Raw genomic sequence first — 18,944 nt, 5'->3', positions numbered from 1 at the left:
AGATTGAAAATGACAACTAAAATATAAAAATTTGTTCATATTAATTTCTTTTTTCACCTTAATCTCTTGATATATCATAATTTTGTGCATAAAAAGCCCAAGCAACATTGATTTGTTGCTTGGGACTTTTAACATCACCAGTTCATTGCCATTTTTATATAACATGATTAAAGGACTTAATATATTACTAAGTATATTTTTCAAATGAGAACATTTAAGTCATATAACTATAATTTTGTGTGGCTAAAATTAAAAATAGATGCATTTACACTAGCTTTTTTCTATTTCAAAGTACTATTTGATTTAAACTGGTTCTTATATTTTTGTGGACTTTAAAAGTAGGTGAAATAGAGACATCGCATTTTCTAATTAAGATATACTAAATAAATTGGAGTACGAAAATTACTAAAAATGGCAGATTACAGCATAAACGTTGTATTGCGCTAAAGTAGGTGACTATTTAAAATATAATCGTTTGTCAAAGTTACATACAGAGGATTTATCATACTAGCATCTCATAGTTAATCTAGTATGATAAGTTACAACAACATTCGTGCATTGTTAAAGTTAATTCGTTTTGGCTTTTTCATGTAGTGTAATATATTTTAATCAAATCATCACAATAATTCATTCAAAACTTTATAAGTATTTTATACACATTATGACCACGTCCCTTCATTCCATGGTACATCAATAACAAGTTGATGTGAGTTATCACTTAATAACTCAATAATGGCACCATTACTATTTAAGAATTTCAAATTGAAAACAAAACGTTTTGTATCTATAAAGATTTTTATTATATATTTTATAGAATTATTTAGTAATAACTTAAATTAATTATATTGTTGGTCGTGTAATTTGTAAAGTCTTTTTTGATACTTTTCTAAAAAACGCGACTACTACATTTTATGATATTTCTACATTGTGATATTGCTACTATTATCGATTTACTAAACAAAAGCAATATATCAACTAAACTACGAATAGTTAACACCATAAAGCTATTTGTAGTTTAATCGCATCTGAATATTTCTTTGGATTCAATCCTGTACGTGTTTCACATTTTTCCAATCGGTAAAGTAACGTATTACGATGAATAAAGAGATATTTTGCAGTTTTAGCAATATTCAAATCATTTTTGAAGAAACTTTCTAAAGTTTCTATACTTTGTGAATCTAGATTACTCAAAATTCTTTGCTTATATCTTTCTCTTATTTCACTCTCTATTTGATAAAGCAACGTTTTCTCTTCTACATCTTCAAATGACATCAATGTTTGGGTTTGGTCATTCAACATAAATACAAGATCACACTCTTCATAAGCCTTTTTGAAATCATTCAAACTTGAAAAAAGTAAACTCGAAGCCATTCTTACTTCTAACTTCAATGATTTAAAAGCTTGATAAATTCTCACTATCTTTTCTTCCAAAGCTTTTTGCGATTCATCAGAAGCCAGTATAACGATACGATTATGATTAGTAAAAGCTAATGTAAAAGTCGTTTGGTCAATTTTACTAGTTAATGTACGAACGATGCTATTTCTTGAAAATATTTGATTCTCTAGATTAATAATAATACATTTTCTATAAGTTAATAAATTTGTGTTAATTTGTTTCGTTAAATATTGTATAAACGAATTAGAGGGATTGCTTTTTAACAGTTCTTCAATGAATAATTCTTGGCTACGTATATGTCCTTCTAGTTCATATGTAAAGTAATTTTGATATAACAATAATTCGGTCGACATTTTTACTAAATCTGCTACGTACAATAATGCTTTGGGATCACCTGTAATACCAATTACACCGATAATTTCTTCTTGAAATATAATGGGTAAATTAATACCCGGTTGTGTCCCCTGAAGTTTCTCACAATCTTCTTCAGTTAATATAACCATTTGCTCGCACGCTAATACTTTACGCGCACCTTCATGTATACTACCAATCCTGCTTTTATCAAATGATGCTATAATCTTACCGTTAAAATTCATTATGTTAATATTACTTTTTGTTCTTTTTGCAGTTTCTTCTACAATAAGTGTTGCTACTTCCTCTGTTAATATTTCCATTTTTTCACCACTCTATCACTTTTATACAAATTTAAAGGTATATTATTGTATAGTTTAACCCTATTTTCAATAAAATAAAATCTATATAATAGAATAATATATATCAGAAAGCGTTTACAAGGAGGTCGTTTAAATTGAAAATTGTCTTAGCGCCTGATTCATTCAAGGGTAGTATGACGGCTACCGAGGTCACATCCTATATGTCCCAAAGCATTACCGAAACTTACCCTCATGCCGAGGTTCATGCTTTGCCTGTTGGTGACGGTGGTGAAGGAACCATGGAAGCACTAGTAAATGCAACCAACGGCAAATTTGAAACTGTTTCTGTTACTGGACCATTAGGTAATCAAGTTACTGCTCGATACGGTGTGTTGGATGATAATAAAACTTGTGTTATCGAAATGGCAGAAGCATCAGGCTTGAAACATGTACCAGAAGCAAAACTAAACCCAATGATTACAACAACATACGGCACCGGAGAGTTAATACAAGATGCACTAAACAAAGGTTATGAGAAATTCATTCTAGCAATCGGTGGCTCAGCAACAAATGATGCCGGCGCTGGTATGTTACAGGCATTAGGTGCGAGATTAATCAATAAAAACCTTAATGATATAACTTTTGGTGGTGCTGCATTAAAAGATATCCATCACATCGATTTAAAAAACTTCGACGATCGAATTCAACATTGTAACTTTGTAATTGCAACAGACGTTAAAAATCCATTAATTGGACAAGATGGCGCATCACATGTCTTTGGAAAGCAAAAAGGAGCATCATCTTCAGAAATAACATTATTAGAGCAAAACCTTACACATTGGGCAAACATTGTCGAATCCACACAACATATACGTCTACATGAATTAGCTGGTGCTGGGGCCGCTGGTGGTCTAGGAGGTGCTTTCAAAGCATTTTTCCCTAGTGAATTTAATGATGGTATTCAAGTTGTTATAAACCTTATACATCTCGAAAATTATTTAGAGGATGCAGATTTAGTAATTACTGGGGAAGGTAAAATTGATTTCCAAACTTTTTATGGTAAAACGCCAATAGGTATTGCCAAATGCGCCCAAAAGTTCAATGTACCTGTCATCTTTATCGGGGGAACTGTCGATGTAGACATTGATATGTTAAATGATTTTGGTGTAGTAAGTGCTTTTAGTTTAACCGATGGACCTATGTCACTTGCACATACGATTGCTAATTCGGAAAAATTAATAAAGAAAGCAACTAAGAATATCGTAAAAACATTTTTCCATAATTAATAAAATATTTAAGGGGATGTTAGTTATGAGAATCAAAGATACGATTGAAAAAATACCAGGGGGATTGATGGTTGTGCCTTTACTTTTGGGTGCTACGATTAATACGATTGACCAACTACATTTAAATTTTATAATGAATTTATTAAAGCAACTCGGTGCGCCAAAAACTGAGCAGGGGCATTATGAAATGTTGCAAATTGGTGGATTCTCACAGGAACTATTTAAAGATAGTGCGTTAGTATTAATTGCACTTTTTATATTTTGTGTTGGAAGCCAAATGAATTTGAAAATCGGGGGGAAGGCATTAAAAAAAGGTTTCTTATTAACATCTACTAAATACTTTTCAGGGTTAGGAGTTGGTTTATTACTCGGCGCCATTTTTGACCCGTGGACAGGATTATTTGGGTTATCTACAATTGCAATCATTGCTGCAATGACAAATAGTAATAGTGGTATGTATGCTGCATTAACGAGTGCATATGGAAATCGTTCAGATATTGGCGGACTATCTATATTAGCAATTAATGATGGACCTTTACTCACCCTAATTTCACTAGGGTTTATTGGCACTACTTTTCCAGTCATATCGTTCATATCAGTACTGCTTCCGTTAGGTATTGGTATGCTATTAGGTAACTTAGATCCTAAAATTTCAGAATTTCTACGCCCAGGAGAAACAATCCTAATTCCGTTCTTCGCTTTCTCATTAGGTGCTGGTATGAATTTAGCTGAATTCTTTAATTTCTCTGTATTATCAGGTGGACTAACTTTAGCTTTACTAACATTTATATGTACCGCTATTACTGGTATTGCTGCATTTAAATTATTTAAAGAAAAAAGTGTTATCGCTCCAATTTCTGAAGCTTCCACTGCTGGGAACGCTGTATCTACTCCAGCTGCAGTAGTTGCGGCTGCTTCTACTGCCCTAGCAAACGGTAATTTAACTCAAAGTGAGTATGCAATGATAGAAAAAATAGCGCCTGTGGCAACGGCTCAAATATCAATATCTGCTATTACTACAGCTATTTTATGCCCAATAGCAGTTATAATGGTTGATAAATACCAGAAAAACAAGGGTATATATGGAAGAAAAGAATATTTCAAACGCACAAACGAACCATTGTTCAAACTAAAACAAGTAAATAAACTACGCTTTTATGAAAGCGCTTTAAACAAAAAGGAGGAGTAAGTTTTGAAAACTACTATGCTATATGGTAAATCCAACGTTGAAATTGATTTACCAGACCACAGTGTCTTAATTGAACCTCAAGACTTAACTGCACTTGAAGATGATATCGGTGCAATTCAAAAAGCTTTACGCCACCCTATTGGTACTAAACCTTTGAGTGAAATGGTCCAAGCTAATCAAACTGTAGCTATTGTGATCAGTGATATCACGAGACCAACGCCTAACCATATATTGGTGCCTTTACTTATAAAGACATTGTCCCATTTACCATTGGAGAATTTTGTAATTATAAATGGTACCGGCACACATCGTGACCAAACTCGAGAAGAGCTTGTTCAAATGTTAGGTGAAGACATCGTTAATAGCATCAAAATTGTTCATAATCATTGTAATGATAAAACAACCTTGAGCAAAGTTGGACATAGCAAATATGGATGTGATGTATACCTGAATAAATCATATGTTGAAGCCGATTTCAAAATCGTTACTGGCTTTATAGAACCGCATTTCTTTGCTGGATTTTCAGGTGGTCCTAAAGGGATCATGCCAGGAATTGCAGGTATCGAAACAATTATGACCTTCCATAATGCGAAAATGATTGGTGATATTCGCTCCACTTGGGGTAACATGACAGATAATCCGGTTCAAGATATGACCCGAGAAATTAATGCCATGTGCAAGCCAGACTTTATGCTCAATGTAACATTAAACAAAGAGAAAGCCATTACTGAGGTCTTTGCTGGAGAATTATTTGAAGCACATGATAAAGGATGCGCTTACGCTAAGAAACATGCCATGTTCAAATGTGATGAACCTTTTGATGTTGTAATAGCTTCTAACTCCGGATATCCTTTGGATCAAAACTTATATCAAACCGTTAAAGGGATGAGCGCTGCACACAAGGTTGTTAAAGAAGGTGGCAGTATTATCATGTTATCAGAATGTAGTGATGGATATCCAAATCACGGTAACTATGCTGAAATTCTTAAAATGGCTGATAGCCCGCAAGCACTCGTCGACATGATTAACGACCCAGACTTTGCTATGTTGGATCAATGGCAAGTTCAAAAACAAGCCGTTATCCAAACATTTGCAGATGTCTATTTATACTCTAAACTCACTGATCAGCAGACTAAAGATGCTATGCTACATCCAGTTACTGAAATTAATGACACACTAAAAATGCTTGAAGACAAATATGGAAAAGACATGACGATTGGCGTTATGCCGTTAGGACCACTAACCATTCCATACGTTGAATCATAAATTAGGAGGAATAATAATGTTAACTGAGACTTTAAATAAAGAACAAAAATTAGAAAATATTCTTAAAGATATGAACAAAGTAGTTATTGCTTTTTCTGGTGGTGTAGATAGCAGTCTGGTCTTAAAGAAAGCCGTTGATGTATTAGGTCACGCAAATGTTAAAGCAGTTATAGTCAAATCCGAATTATTTAGACATGAAGAATTCAATCAAGCTATTGAATTAGCAAATCAACTTAACGCGCCAATAACAGAGGCTGAAATTGAAGAACTAAAAGACCCTCATATTATTGAAAATACACCTGACAGTTGGTATTACAGCAAGTGTTTATTATATTCAAAACTAGAAGAGTTAAGAAGGGAGTACAACTTTAATTATGTGCTTGATGGCATGATCATGGATGACTTAGATGATTTCAGACCAGGCTTAAAAGCAAGAACAGAATTTAATGTAAGAAGTATATTGCAAGAAGCTGATTTATACAAATCCGAAGTAAGAGAAATTAGTAAGGCTAATGGTTTACCAGTTTGGAATAAACCAGCATTATGTAGTCTTGCCTCTCGTATTCCTTATGGAGAAACATTGAATTTTGCAAAAGTAAATAAAGTCAACGAAGCGGAAAAATATATTTTAAGTTTAGATATTAGCAATGTTAGAGTACGTTATCACCATAATATCGCTAGAGTAGAAGTTAACGATATCGACATTCCAACCGTAGTACAGTATCGAAAACAAATAACACTGCGACTTAAAGAACTAGGCTTTGACTATGTAACGATTGATTTAGAAGGCTATCGCACAGGAAGTATGAACGAAGTCATCGATTCATTAGATGCATATTAAATTTATAAAGGGGGCGTAACTATGACTGACAAGCAAGATTCCCTAGACTCATTGCTTCAAGCTGTTCAATCGAAGCAGCTTTCTGTTGCAGAAGCTAAGACTCAATTAAGTCATTATGACGAATTAGGTTTTGCCAAAATTGATTTGCATAGGAGACAACGGCAAGGCTTTCCAGAAGTTGTTTTTGGCGAAGGAAAAACAGCTTCTCAAATTATAGATATCATCAGCACATTACTCGCACACGATGAGATTATTCTAGTTACAAGGGTCGACTATAACAAAGCACAAAATATTATCGCTAAGTATAGTCATCTTGAATATCATGAAGCAGCGCGTATTATTTGTACTCCTATAAGCAATATTTCAAAATCTAATTATTACACATCTGTGATTTGTGCCGGAACTTCTGATTTACCAGTTGCAGAAGAAGCTGCCATTACTGCTGAGGTAATGGGTATACATGTAAAACGCTTTTATGATGTAGGTGTATCTGGTATCCATCGTTTATTTTCACATATAGAAGCAATTAGACAAAGTAAGGTTTCAATCGTTGTTGCCGGTATAGAAGGTGCCCTTTCAAGTGTAGTATCAGGCTTAGTAGATCATCCAGTCTACTCTGTTCCTACTAGTATAGGTTATGGTGCGAATTTAGAAGGTGTAACAACACTATTATCAATGGTTAATTCCTGTGCACCAGGAACAAGCGTCCTCAATATAGATAATGGCTTTGGTGGTGGCTATAATGCCGCAATGATTATAAAAATGATTGAAGCTCATTAGAAATGGAGTGAATCAATATGCCTAATGCAATTTATTTAGATTGTCATGCAGGTATTGCAGGCGATATGTTGCTATCTGCACTTGTTGATTTAGGTGCAGATATAAATTATATTGAAAAGCATTTAAATGACTTACCCTTAAACAAATTTAAGTTAAACTTTTCTTCACAAAATAAACAAGGTATCCAAGCTACATCACTATCAATCGATTTTGAGCCAGCACATCACCATAGAAAAGCTCAAGATATTTTCATAATGATACGTGAAAGCACTTTGCCTGATAGAGTAAAAGAACGAAGTATCAAAGTATTTGATGTTATTGCACATGCAGAAGCAAAAATTCACGGCATGTCAGTTGAAGACGTACACTTTCATGAAGTAGGTGCAATGGATTCAATCATTGATATTATCGGGAGTTGTTTAGCATTAGAAGCCTTAGACATTGATACTTTACTCTCCTCACCGATTCCCACGGGACACGGAAAAATCAATATCGCACATGGTATTTACCCTGTACCCGCACCTGCAACTGCTGAAATACTTAAAGGTATACCGCTTGCCGCTTTTGATGTAGCAAGTGAATTAACGACCCCGACAGGCGCAGGTTTTATTAAAGCATTAGTATCAGAAGTCGGGCCACTACCAAGTGTCACAATGAACGAGATTGGTTACGGTTGTGGTACAAAAGATTTTGATTTTCCAAATATATTACGTGCAGTTCAATTTTCTAAAAAAGAATCGACTCCCTCTCAAGTTCAAGTATTAGAATGCCAACTTGATGACATGACACCAGAAATGCTTGGATTTTTTATGGAACAAGTAATAGACGATGGTGCTTTGGATGCTTATTACACACCTATCACTATGAAGAAAAGTCGTCTAGCTACACAATTAACAGTTATTTGTAGTCTTACACAAGTACAGTATTTCGAAAACTATATCCTTAAATATACGACATCGCTAGGTGTACGAAGTTATACAGTAAACCGAAAAATCTTGTACCGTCAATTTCAGACCGTGCATACAAATTACGGCGCAATATTAGTGAAATTAGGTATGCTGGGTGACAAAGTTATAAAAGCCAAACCTGAATTTGAAGATGTTCGAAATGCTTCAATTCAGTCAGGAATGCCCTTTGCTACCGTTTATAACGATATTCAAACAACTTTACAAAAACACATTAACATTGAAATTGATTAATTCAATATCAATATAAACAAATCTTAATCACAGTTTCATCACAATATTAAATTTAAGGAACATAATAAATATCATTATTGTCATACATTTCTTTAGTCTGAATTAGATCTTTAATCAAACGTAAGACGCACCTCAATTCATTAGTCGAATTGAGGTGCGTTATTTTAACTTATTTCCTACTATTTTATATTTTCTTAAGCACGCATCTAAGTTCAATCACTTATTATTAACAGAAGGTCCTAATTCTATATGGGCACTATCTAGAGCAAGCTCTAATACTTCACTAACTTGAATACTATGTTCTAATTTTTGCATTGCTGTATCAAAGTCTTTCTCTTTAATAATTTCTGCAATTTTTACAAATTCTTCGTACATACGGTGTTCATGCTGATTAACTTGATATGATTGCGTTCCACCATTATTATATTTTAGTTCAAAGGCTTTTAATTCATTTGTAGGACCTTTAATATTTATTGTTGCTTTTTCCCCTTGAATATAAGATTGATTATCTGAATTAGAGTCTTTCGCACCTATACATACAACTTTTATATCGTCATAATCTAATTGTAAAATGCCTGAAGTATCAATATTATTTTCTATATTTGCAAAGTAAGCTACTCCATTAGGTTTACCAAATAGTGCAATTGCCAAATGGATATTGTAAACATTGATATCCATTAAAGCCCCACCACCTTTAGATGGGTCAAATGCAGGTTGGATAATCCCTTTTTTAAAATCATCATACCTTGATGAATACTGCGAATAATTAAATTGCGCAATCTTACTATCTCCTATTTCAAGTAAAGATTGCTTTAATACATCAAAATTACTCAAATACAGGTTAGTAATGGCCTCTATAATAATAACTTGGTGAACTTCAGCTAGAGTCTTTAATTCTAATAATTCTTCTTTCGTTAACGTAAATGGTTTTTCACATATAACATGTTTATGTTGTTTAATTGCCTTACGTGCATAATCAAAATGTAAATGATTCGGCACGGCTAGATAGATAGTATCGATTGTCTCATCTGCTAAAAATGCATCATAATCATCAAAAATATGCTTAATATTAAATTGCTTTTGTAAATTCTCTACATTTTCTGGATTTCTACCTGAAGAAACAAGACTCTGAAAAGTATACGCTGATATTTGCTCCATAACAGGTAACGCTTCTTTAACAATTTTTCCCGCCCCGACAATTCCAAGATTCATAAGTCATTCCCCTTTGTTAATTATTTGTATTCTCTATTTATTTTAATAATTAATTACATAACCATAGTGTACTTTATAGATACATTTAATTCAAAATCAATAATAGAAAATCATTAGATTTGTTTTTAAAATTAATTCAGTGGTATACATTTAATATAAAGGTATAAAATTGCATTTTATGTTTTATGCGTAAGGAGGGCTAGAAGATGTCCATATTTTATTTTATAATATTTCTGATAATAGTCGTGGCTTTCTTCCTACTCATCAAGAAACAATATAGGAATGAAGCTTCCGTAAATAAAAGAAAACGCAAACGTGAAAAAAGAGCTGAAAACTATATCAACGAAGCATTCAAAATAGAAAACTTACAGTCTATCAAAGAAACACCACAACACATCACTTTAGTTTATCCTAAAGAAACATTAAACATTAAGCCTGAGAATGTATCTCAAGTTCAATATGTGAACGAAGAAAAAATAGATACTCATTTTGAATTGCCTACCGATATCAAAAGAGAAGAAGTATATGATTATGCACTTCAACACACACATTTTTATATTATGCATGAACGCTACGATAGACTTAAAAAGCAAAATAATAAATAAGTAAAATGAATTAAGTTTGTTCTATATCAAGGGGGGTTATAAATGACGCCAATTGTAAAAGTATATTCAAATGATGAAGAAGTCGAAGTAAATATTAATACACTAAAAGATCAACAAATAAATGCAAAAGATGTCTTTGTATTGTCTCACGACCCTGATAGAACTGAACGAATTGTAAATCATACCGAAGTATCCGGTATTGATTACAACCGTTCTACCGTGGGTGATGAAGTGGCTAAGCAAGGAAGTCAACTGCGTGAAAAACTACAGGTGCTTGGCATTTCTGAAGAAGATTCTTATGAATACGAAGAACTGATGGATCAAGGCAAAGTTTTATTAATCGTTACTGATTCTCGTGCAAGAGATGTCTTATAACACTAATAATATCGAAATAAAAAGCTAAACGACCTTCCACCCAATTTAACGTTTGTGGAAGGTCGTTTTATATACTTTAATTCTTTTTATTAAGACTAAAGTTGATCAAAATTATTTACTTGTATATCAGTTATTTTATCGATTTCTACTTGTTGATCTTTTGGCTCTGTGACATGTAAATACTGTGAATCATCATTGTCCTCTATTGCTTTAACAGTTATTCTCTCATGCTCAACAGTTTCTATAATAATCTCTGAGTTTTTAGATAACGCTTCTTTGATATGATTTTTATTCATACGATATCCTCCTTACGTATCTATCAAGCATTTATAATTGTTATACCCGACATCCGCTTTTCAAAACGATATGGGCATTAACCTACTTCAGACACTTATGAGTAGTAAGTCGTTTGAAAATTATTTTTACAAAATAAATACGAACCAAAATCACGCAAGTTTATTCAATCCCTTAAGGTATAGGACTCACTTTCATATTTTTAATTAACTTAAAATAACGTCCGCTAATTCTTCAGCAGATGTTTTCCCAAAATAGTACGTAACATCTAGCTCATTTAATGCTGCTATAATATCACCTTTGACTACACGTACACCTTGAAGTTGATTCTCAACGTCACTAATATCGCCTTGGCCAAAGAAATCACCATAAATGCGACATGCGGAAATACGGCCATGTTCAACTGCTAAAGAAATATCAATCGTACCTGCTACTAACCGCGCATCTCGATTGTATTCATATCTTGGAGAGCGTCCATAATTCCACTCCCAATTATTGTATTTTTTCTCAAGCATGTCATCAATGACTTCCCAATCTTTATTTGTTAAGTTATAGCGTTTAGCATCACTTAAATCATCAACACCTAACACTTGTTTAACCATTAAATCTTTAAATGTTTCTATTGTTATATTTTGATACTCTGCTGCTAAGTATGGTCTAATACTACCTACACGAGAACGTACCGATTTAATACCTTTAGATTCAATTTTTTTACGGTTCGGTTTTAGTACGTTTACCATAGGCTCATAATCTACATCTAATAATAAAGAGTAACCGCCATAAATCCTGCCTTTGATTAGCGTCATAGCCGCTCCAGATACCTTTTTACCGTTAATCGCTAAATCATTACGCCCACTTTGTTCTACTTCTGTGGCGCCAAGGTGATGTAACGCTTGGATCCCCGGTTCATAGAATTTTTTGAAATTACCATAGATTGTGTCATCTTTTTCTAGAATACAACACATATTCACCGCACCACGGTCTACATAAACCGCTCCGCCTCCTGTATCTCGACGTACAACTTTAATATCTTTTTGTTCTAAATAATCTTGGTTAATTTCTACAGCAGTATTTTGAAAACGACCTATCTCTACTTTAGGATCACAGTAATATGGGAAAAGAATATCTTCATTTAAAAATATATTTTCACTTACATATACTTGCATAGCCAATGCTACAGCACCATCAGTTATATATTCACCATTTCTAATCGGTTCAATTAAATACATAGCTATCTCCTATTTAGTTAATTTTTTATTTGCTTCTAAAATCAATGTTGAAATATCATCAGTTAAATGTATCGTTCTCTCACGGATATCTACTGGGATACGATAAGCTTTTTTATTCAAAGTCATAAATAAGGCGTTTGGATTTTGTTTTGTCATACGTTGAAAAGGATGTTTCACAAATTGTGGCGTCGTGTAGCCAATACCTATTTCTAGATACAGTACTTTAGCTTCTTTATGTGCATTAAGGAATTGATTATAACGCGACAATTGTGCCTCAAAATCTGCATCTTCTACCATTCCAACTTGCGCTTTACGTTTATTTATTTCCATAGGTGCATCACATTTTGGGCAATGTGGCACTAATGTTCTAGGTATCTTCATATTTTCTTGTTGCGCTACCATTTGACGTATCGCATCATCATCACGATAAGTTTGCGCATGACAATGTTGACTACATTGCCACAAAATATACTCTCCTTGAATATGAAAGACTTTCTCTAAATCATAATCTGCCACTGCAAAAGCATTATCAGCATTTGTCGTAATAATATGATAGTCTTTAGTTTCTAAAATTTGTTTTAACGCTACGTAAGATGCGCCGACAGGTTGATCTAAATAATTTAGTGCAACAAAACGACTTTCAAATGCCCAATACTCTTGCCAGCTTTCAAAAGGATGTAGGCTTGCTTGCAACATATCAAAAAAACCATATTTAGCTATAAAATCAGGAAAGTGTTGCGTGAACCTTTCTCCAATATATGTAAACCCATCTGCCGCAGACATACCTGCTCCAACACCTACTACGACAGCCTCTGCTTCTTGTAATGCATCTGCTAATTGGTCAGCTTGTTGCTCATATACTGTCGTTAAAGCATCCCACGTTGACTCAGTCATTCTGTTTCAATCCTTCCTTGTACAACTTTAAATCTGTATTAGTAAATACATTAAATACCACGTTGATATCTGATTGATAAGTTCGTTTATAATTTAATACCGTATCTATAGCGATACGAGAAGCTTCTGCTTGAGGAAAACCAAAAACGCCTGTAGAGATGCAACAGAAAGCAATGCTAGCTAATTGATGAGCATCAGCTATTTCCAAACAACTTTGATAGCATCGTGCAAGTAAATCACGATTCATTTGTGACACTGGTGTCTTACGTATTTGTGGTCCTACTGTATGAATTACATAATTTGCTGGTAAATTATAAGCACCTGTAATTTTTGCCTTACCTACACCTTCACATTTCCCCTGTCTTTCGATTAGCTCTGCACATGCTAAACGCAACTGTACACCTGCTTTTGTATGAATGATGTTATCTATACAATTATGATTAGGTTCAAAACAACCTAGAAACTGACTATTAGCGGCGTTCACAATGCCATCTACTTGTAATTGCGTAATGTCACCTTGCCATAAATAAATATCGTTGCCTAAATATGGTGTTAATGACGTTATATTAGTCACTTGCTGGTTATTATATTGAATTAACAATGCATCTTGTACATCAATAAATTCTTTAGATATATCTTTGGCTGGCCTTACATTTATTAGACTCCTAAACATATCCCACCGTGCTTGTTCCGTATCAGGTAAGTCTAATATTTTATCTCCATTTTCCTCTTGCCATAAATATTCAATCAAATACCCTAAGCGTTCTACCTGTTGCATATATTATGCCTCTGGAAGTGCATCAAAGGCTGCTTCATCAACGTTTTCTAATTTTACTAACCAGTTTTCATCTGGTTTTTCAGAATTTAAAAGCGTCGGTTCATCTTCTGCCTTAGTATTACGCGCCACAATTTTACCTGCTAATGGTGATTGCACATCTAAAACTGTTTTTGAAGCTTCGATACTGACAATTTCATCATCAACTGTAATATCATCTTCACCCATAAATGCCACATAACCAACAGTTCCAACATCGTCTTGTAGTTCTGGTGTCATTCTATAAACATATTGTTCTCCAATTTTTTCTATCCATAAGTAATTTGCTAATTTTTTCATTTATATCTTCCTTTCTTTGATTATAAATTCATTTGTGCAATCAATTCTATTGTACGACTCCGATTTTCGATACCTGGTATCAAAGGGACAATCATAAGTTCGTCTGCATCAAACGTCTCTATTATTTGCTTTAGTTGAGTTTGAACAGTTGCTTTTGTTCCTATGACCATACGTGCACGATTTTGTTTAATTAATTGCTCATCTCGTTCTGATTTTTGATAATTTTGAGCTGTTGTTATTGACGGCATTCGTTTAAATTCTGCAAATTGTTTTTTGCCTAAAAGCCAAACATCTAATGATTGTGCTAACGATTGTGCGTGCACTTCACTATCAGCAACTATGGTAAATACTGTGACCATAACTGTAGGATCCATGTTCAACTTCGTGTGTTTGAATGACTTTCTATAAGTTTGAACACTTGCTATGGCATTTTGAATAGCCTGTGCACTAGGAAGTAAGAACGTCCCTAATGTATAACCCATGCCTACTTCACCAGCCATTTTTGCAGATGTAACACTTGTACTTAACAACCACATTTCAGGAACTGTCGCAACACTTGGTTGTGCTATGACATTATCTAATCGCTGTTCAGTATTATTTTCAATTAAATAGTCTCTCACATCTGATATAGACTGCGCGTAGTCTAAAAAATAAGACTTCGTCTCATTGAGTGCTTTCTTCACGCTAGATGTCCCTGGATTGTTACCAATGCCTAAATCGACTCTTCCTGGGTAAAAAGCTTCCAACAATCGAAAGTTTTCCGCCACTTTAAAAGGACTATAGTGTGGTAACATCACACCACCCGATCCCAACCGTATATGTCTTGTCTTAGCTAATAATTGCATCATCAACAACTCCGGACTTGCACAGGCAAACGCCGGTACATTATGGTGCTCGGTGATCCAAAATCGTTTATAACCTAATTCATCTGCTAATTGCGCTAACTTCACGGTATCTTGCAAAGCATCTTGTGCCGTTTGACCTTCATCAATGACAGCATAATCTAATATGTTCAATTGCACCACGTTTACATTCACTCCCGTCATACCACATATATGCGTCTGCATCTCTATATTTATTACATATGGCCATGTAATATTAGTTTATATCCAGTCAAAGTATCACATTCAATACATATTACTCTCACTTTATAGAATAACGGATATAGAAAATTTTTGTTATATTTTGCTTATAAAATGCTGAAATTTCTTGTTTAATTGACCATTCTGTCACATTAGTGTTAATTTAAAATTACATATTACAACAAAGAACGAGGTCAAAGCTATGACAAATAATTTTGATTCACTTTTCAAAACACTTATATTACCTAACGGCATTAAATTAAATAATCGTTTTGTACTTTCACCTATGACGACTAATTCCTCCACACAAAATGGGCATATTACAGAACAAGACTTGCGTTATGCACAAAGGCGTTCGCATGCAGCACCTCTTCAAGTAACTGGAGCAGCTTATATAGAACCATATGGTCAACTATTTGAATACGGTTTTAGTATTATAGATGATAGCTGTATACCAGGTTTAAAAAAACTAGCTACTGCCATGAAACAAGATGGCAATAAAGCCATTTTGCAACTTACACATGCAGGTAGATTTTCAAACCAAGCTATTTTAAATTTCAGCCAAGTATATGGCCCTAGCCCTATGTCATTACATTCACCTATCGAACATGAAGTCTTAGCAATGTCACAAACAAAGATTGACGCTGTCATTAAACAATACGCAGATGCAACTTCACGTGCCATACAAGCTGGATTTGATGGCGTTGAAATCTCTGCGGCACAACGTCTACTCATCCAAACATTTTTCTCTACATTCTCTAATCAACGTACGGATCAATATGGCCCACAAAACCTTAAAAATCGTGCGCGTATTGGCTTAGAGATATTAAATGCTGTGCAATCTGTTATTGATAAGGAGGCGCCATCTAACTTTATTCTAGGTTATCGTGCCACACCAGAAGAAACACGTGGCAGCGACGTTGGTTATACAATTGATGAATTCAACCAACATCTAGACTGGATTTTAGAGATAGCAGATATACAATATTTAGCAATTGCTAGTTGGGGGCGTCAAATTTACCAAAACAAGGTTCGTTCAGATGGTAGCTATAAGGGGCAATTTGTAAATGCAGTTGTTCATGATTACCTAAGGGGTAGAGTACCTGTGATTGCGAGCGGTGGAATTAATTCTCCTGAAAGTGCGTTGGATGCATTGAAACATGCTGATATGGTTGGTATGTCTTCACCTTTTGTAACAGAGCCCGATTTCGTAACGAAATTAGCAAATGGTACTCCAGAAAAAATCAATTTACATGTCACTTTAGAAGATATAGATGAATTAGCTATCCCGTATGCAGCATTTAAAGATATCGTAAAGATGATGGATTACGGTGAGGGCTTAAATAAAGAAACACGAGACGAACTACGTAAGCTTGAAAAAAATTATGACCAAGTAGAATATACTGAAGTGGAAAAAAGAGCGGAAACATAAGACCATTATTTGATCTTATGTTTCCGCTTCTTTTAAGTTAAGATGCTGGTTATAAATCTAGCATACATGTATAAATTTTAATCTACTTTTCTATATTAGCCGTTTTGCTTAGCAAATGCCTGACCTATCGCATTTAATTTATGAGGTGCATCATGCACATCCATTTTCACTTCTATAAAATGCATTCTGTCAGGTTGTGCTTCGACTTGAAGCAATACCTTTTGGAATTCTTCACTCGTGTTGACATCATATGTGCACACTTGTTCTTTACCACCAAAGACAGTTGGTAATAATTTATAGTCCCACATTTTAATATCGTTATACATTGCATTTTCGCCATGAATTTTACGTTCCACTGTATATCCATCGTTATTAATAACAAATATAACTGGTTTAATTTCTTCTCTTATCATCGTAGATATAGCTTGCACAGTTAATTGTAACGAACCGTCACCAATTAATAATAAGTTTCTACGATTAGGGTCAGCCAATTGTGAACCTAAAGTCGCAGGTAAAGTATAACCAATAGATCCCCACAATGGTTGCCCTATGAATTTATTATGTTGATTTAATGCTAAATCATACGCTCCAAAGAAAGAAGTTCCTTGTTCAGCTATAATTACATCTTCTTCTTTAATAAAATCCTGCATCATTTTGAAGTAAGTTTCTTGTGTTAAAGGGTCATCATTCAAATCATAATCATGCGCACTTGGACGCTGATATTTCGGAAAATCCATGTGATTTACATAATTAAGTTTATTTAATCCAGCTAGCAAATCTACTAACGATACATCCGTATCTTTCGTTTCATTCATTTTAAAATTATGATGATTAATCATTACTACATCATCAATATCAAATTGATATGAATAACCGGCTGTGGCTGAATCTGTCAATTTTGCACCGATATTTAAAATTGCATCACTTTGGTCTACATAGTCTCTAATGGCTTTATCTGCTAATTCGCCATCATAAATCCCCATATAATATGGGCTTTCCTCATTAAATGCGCCTTTACCTAATGATAATTGTGCAACTGGAATATGAGTCTGTGCTACGAATTTTTCTAATTCTTCATGTAACCCAAAACTGTTAATTTCGTGACCAGTGATGATCACCGGTTGATCCGCACTTTGTAATTTTTCCATTATCATTTGCATATGTTTCGAAACGTCTCTGTGTTGATGCTCTGCTAGTTCAAAAGATGATGTTAATTCTATCTCCGTATTCGCTACATCAATTGGTAAGTGAATATGGACCGGTCTCTTTTCAAAGAGTGCAGCGCTTATCACCCTTGGAATTTCTGATTGTGCATTTTCAGGTGTGATATACGCTTGTGTTGTTGTAATGGAAGCATACATATTTCTATAGTCATCAAAACGTCCCTCACCTAGGGAATGATGCACATATTTACCAGCCTGTTCAACGGCACGTGTCGGTGCGCCCGTAATTTGAATAACTGGTACACGTTCTGCATATGACCCTGCAATACCGTTTACGGCACTTAGCTCTCCTACACCAAATGTCGTTACCATAGCAGCAATGCCTTTCAACCGTGCATAACCATCTGCAGCATAACTTGCATTTAATTCATTCGTATTGCCAATCCATTCTAAGTCATCATGACTAATAATGTCATCTAGAAAAGTAAGGTTAAAGTCTCCTGGTACACCAAACACTTTATCTACACCAACATTGCTCAAACAGTCCATTAGATATTGTCCTACACGTTTTTTCATTTTCATTTCCCCTTTTACTCTATATCTAATACACTTCAAATTTAACTTATAATACAATAAAGGTCAACAATATTGACTTTTATTATGTGAATCTTTCCAAGATCGCTCACTTACATATCAACTCGATTAAAGGTTAACACCGTATTGACGCATATAAAAGATATTATAAAATTCTATGATTACAATTAAATTTCGATATTCTTTCTTGAAAAGTTACATAATTAAAAAAACATCTAGTTAAAATACTAATCATGTTTCCTACTTAAAATTAAAAATTCCGAGACATCTAATGATGTCCCGGAACACTATTTATGCGATGAAATTTAGTTTTTCAGTTTCATGAAGCGTTGTATTGATA

Annotated in this window: 18 protein-coding genes; 9 read left to right on the top strand and 9 right to left on the bottom strand. The window is 34.1% G+C overall.

All coding sequences use genetic code 11. The features are described from left to right. Positions 1-990 precede the first annotated feature (990 nt). Entirely contained in the window at positions 991-2,070 is a 1,080-nt protein-coding gene (locus BTM19_RS05315) for a CdaR family transcriptional regulator (protein WP_099265774.1), read from the bottom strand. A gap of 134 nt (positions 2,071-2,204) precedes the next feature. On the opposite strand from BTM19_RS05315, the gene BTM19_RS05310 reads away from it, so the two are divergent. From BTM19_RS05310 to larC, 6 genes are read left to right on the top strand one after another with little or no spacing between them, the layout of a single operon-like run. Beyond that, complete coding sequence (locus tag BTM19_RS05310) at positions 2,205-3,335, top strand: glycerate kinase (protein ID WP_038679224.1); 1,131 nt, start codon at positions 2,205-2,207, stop codon at positions 3,333-3,335. 25 nt (positions 3,336-3,360) lie between these two features. Continuing rightward, positions 3,361-4,524, top strand: a complete 1,164-nt coding sequence (locus BTM19_RS05305) for a 2-keto-3-deoxygluconate permease (protein WP_029378062.1) — start codon at positions 3,361-3,363, stop codon at positions 4,522-4,524. Between the two features lie 3 nt (positions 4,525-4,527). Then, positions 4,528-5,790: a nickel-dependent lactate racemase gene (gene larA, locus BTM19_RS05300; RefSeq protein ID WP_029378061.1), complete on the top strand. Its 1,263-nt coding sequence runs from the start codon at positions 4,528-4,530 to the stop codon at positions 5,788-5,790. Between the two features lie 16 nt (positions 5,791-5,806). Further along, positions 5,807-6,631 (top strand): ATP-dependent sacrificial sulfur transferase LarE, encoded by an 825-nt coding sequence (gene larE, locus BTM19_RS05295; protein ID WP_038679227.1) that lies wholly within the window; start codon positions 5,807-5,809, stop codon positions 6,629-6,631. A 21-nt stretch (positions 6,632-6,652) separates the two neighbouring features. Beyond that, positions 6,653-7,411: a nickel pincer cofactor biosynthesis protein LarB gene (larB, locus tag BTM19_RS05290; RefSeq protein ID WP_099265773.1), complete on the top strand. Its 759-nt coding sequence runs from the start codon at positions 6,653-6,655 to the stop codon at positions 7,409-7,411. Positions 7,412-7,428: 17 nt separating this feature from the next. Continuing rightward, complete coding sequence (gene larC, locus BTM19_RS05285; protein ID WP_038679229.1) at positions 7,429-8,610, top strand: nickel pincer cofactor biosynthesis protein LarC; 1,182 nt, start codon at positions 7,429-7,431, stop codon at positions 8,608-8,610. Positions 8,611-8,826: 216 nt separating this feature from the next. Here larC and BTM19_RS05280 read toward each other — a convergent pair whose 3' ends face one another. Further along, entirely contained in the window at positions 8,827-9,822 is a 996-nt protein-coding gene (locus tag BTM19_RS05280) for a Gfo/Idh/MocA family protein (RefSeq protein WP_029378057.1), read from the bottom strand. 206 nt (positions 9,823-10,028) lie between these two features. Here BTM19_RS05280 and BTM19_RS05275 point away from each other — a divergent pair, with 206 nt between their 5' ends. Both BTM19_RS05275 and BTM19_RS05270 read left to right on the top strand, forming a co-directional pair. Continuing rightward, positions 10,029-10,427: a hypothetical protein gene (locus BTM19_RS05275; RefSeq protein WP_029378056.1), complete on the top strand. Its 399-nt coding sequence runs from the start codon at positions 10,029-10,031 to the stop codon at positions 10,425-10,427. Between the two features lie 42 nt (positions 10,428-10,469). Next, a complete protein-coding gene (locus tag BTM19_RS05270; protein WP_029378055.1) occupies positions 10,470-10,802 on the top strand; it encodes a YflT domain-containing protein in 333 nt (110 codons plus the stop codon). Between the two features lie 95 nt (positions 10,803-10,897). Here the strand turns inward: BTM19_RS05270 and BTM19_RS05265 are convergent, their stop codons facing one another. From BTM19_RS05265 to BTM19_RS05240, 6 genes are all read right to left on the bottom strand, one after another. Continuing rightward, positions 10,898-11,098, bottom strand: coding sequence for a hypothetical protein (locus tag BTM19_RS05265; RefSeq protein ID WP_029378054.1), 201 nt, complete (start codon positions 11,096-11,098; stop codon positions 10,898-10,900). Between the two features lie 204 nt (positions 11,099-11,302). Beyond that, positions 11,303-12,325 carry a lipoate--protein ligase gene (locus BTM19_RS05260; RefSeq protein WP_029378053.1) on the bottom strand — a complete coding sequence of 341 codons (1,023 nt, stop codon included), beginning with the start codon at positions 12,323-12,325 and terminating at the stop codon, positions 11,303-11,305. A 9-nt stretch (positions 12,326-12,334) separates the two neighbouring features. Continuing rightward, a complete protein-coding gene (locus BTM19_RS05255) occupies positions 12,335-13,219 on the bottom strand; it encodes an SIR2 family NAD-dependent protein deacylase (RefSeq protein WP_029378052.1) in 885 nt (294 codons plus the stop codon). Next, positions 13,212-13,997 (bottom strand): protein-ADP-ribose hydrolase, encoded by a 786-nt coding sequence (locus tag BTM19_RS05250; protein ID WP_099265772.1) that lies wholly within the window; start codon positions 13,995-13,997, stop codon positions 13,212-13,214. Before BTM19_RS05250 ends, BTM19_RS05255 begins: the two co-directional genes overlap by 8 nt. A gap of 3 nt (positions 13,998-14,000) precedes the next feature. Continuing rightward, a complete protein-coding gene (locus BTM19_RS05245) occupies positions 14,001-14,333 on the bottom strand; it encodes a glycine cleavage system H family protein (RefSeq protein ID WP_029378050.1) in 333 nt (110 codons plus the stop codon). Between the two features lie 20 nt (positions 14,334-14,353). Next, on the bottom strand, positions 14,354-15,358 hold the full coding sequence (locus BTM19_RS05240) for an LLM class flavin-dependent oxidoreductase (protein ID WP_029378049.1): 1,005 nt from the start codon (positions 15,356-15,358) through the stop codon (positions 14,354-14,356). Positions 15,359-15,617: 259 nt separating this feature from the next. On the opposite strand from BTM19_RS05240, the gene BTM19_RS05235 reads away from it, so the two are divergent. Beyond that, complete coding sequence (locus BTM19_RS05235) at positions 15,618-16,847, top strand: NADH-dependent flavin oxidoreductase (protein ID WP_029378048.1); 1,230 nt, start codon at positions 15,618-15,620, stop codon at positions 16,845-16,847. Between the two features lie 95 nt (positions 16,848-16,942). Here BTM19_RS05235 and BTM19_RS05230 read toward each other — a convergent pair whose 3' ends face one another. Next, on the bottom strand, positions 16,943-18,586 hold the full coding sequence (locus tag BTM19_RS05230) for an alpha-keto acid decarboxylase family protein (RefSeq protein WP_029378047.1): 1,644 nt from the start codon (positions 18,584-18,586) through the stop codon (positions 16,943-16,945). Positions 18,587-18,944: the final 358 nt, after the last annotated feature.

The sequence above is a fragment of the Staphylococcus xylosus genome, assembly GCF_002732165.1.
In the GTDB taxonomy this organism is placed as follows: domain Bacteria; phylum Bacillota; class Bacilli; order Staphylococcales; family Staphylococcaceae; genus Staphylococcus; species Staphylococcus xylosus.
This window is presented reverse-complemented; position numbering and strand designations above follow the sequence as displayed.

What these genes read in the sequence shown, in the direction of transcription:
- BTM19_RS05245 (WP_029378050.1), bottom strand. Translation starts at nt 14,333, where the DNA reads ATGAAAAAATTAGCAAATTACTTATGGATAGAAAAAATTGGAGAACAA.
- BTM19_RS05255 (WP_029378052.1), bottom strand. Translation starts at nt 13,219, where the DNA reads ATGACTGAGTCAACGTGGGATGCTTTAACGACAGTATATGAGCAACAA.
- BTM19_RS05275 (WP_029378056.1), top strand. Translation starts at nt 10,029, where the DNA reads ATGTCCATATTTTATTTTATAATATTTCTGATAATAGTCGTGGCTTTC.
- BTM19_RS05250 (WP_099265772.1), bottom strand. Translation starts at nt 13,997, where the DNA reads ATGCAACAGGTAGAACGCTTAGGGTATTTGATTGAATATTTATGGCAA.
- BTM19_RS05305 (WP_029378062.1), top strand. Translation starts at nt 3,361, where the DNA reads ATGAGAATCAAAGATACGATTGAAAAAATACCAGGGGGATTGATGGTT.
- larE (WP_038679227.1), top strand. Translation starts at nt 5,807, where the DNA reads ATGTTAACTGAGACTTTAAATAAAGAACAAAAATTAGAAAATATTCTT.
- larB (WP_099265773.1), top strand. Translation starts at nt 6,653, where the DNA reads ATGACTGACAAGCAAGATTCCCTAGACTCATTGCTTCAAGCTGTTCAA.
- BTM19_RS05270 (WP_029378055.1), top strand. Translation starts at nt 10,470, where the DNA reads ATGACGCCAATTGTAAAAGTATATTCAAATGATGAAGAAGTCGAAGTA.
- BTM19_RS05265 (WP_029378054.1), bottom strand. Translation starts at nt 11,098, where the DNA reads ATGAATAAAAATCATATCAAAGAAGCGTTATCTAAAAACTCAGAGATT.
- BTM19_RS05235 (WP_029378048.1), top strand. Translation starts at nt 15,618, where the DNA reads ATGACAAATAATTTTGATTCACTTTTCAAAACACTTATATTACCTAAC.
- BTM19_RS05315 (WP_099265774.1), bottom strand. Translation starts at nt 2,070, where the DNA reads ATGGAAATATTAACAGAGGAAGTAGCAACACTTATTGTAGAAGAAACT.
- BTM19_RS05260 (WP_029378053.1), bottom strand. Translation starts at nt 12,325, where the DNA reads ATGTATTTAATTGAACCGATTAGAAATGGTGAATATATAACTGATGGT.
- BTM19_RS05230 (WP_029378047.1), bottom strand. Translation starts at nt 18,586, where the DNA reads ATGAAAAAACGTGTAGGACAATATCTAATGGACTGTTTGAGCAATGTT.
- BTM19_RS05280 (WP_029378057.1), bottom strand. Translation starts at nt 9,822, where the DNA reads ATGAATCTTGGAATTGTCGGGGCGGGAAAAATTGTTAAAGAAGCGTTA.
- larC (WP_038679229.1), top strand. Translation starts at nt 7,429, where the DNA reads ATGCCTAATGCAATTTATTTAGATTGTCATGCAGGTATTGCAGGCGAT.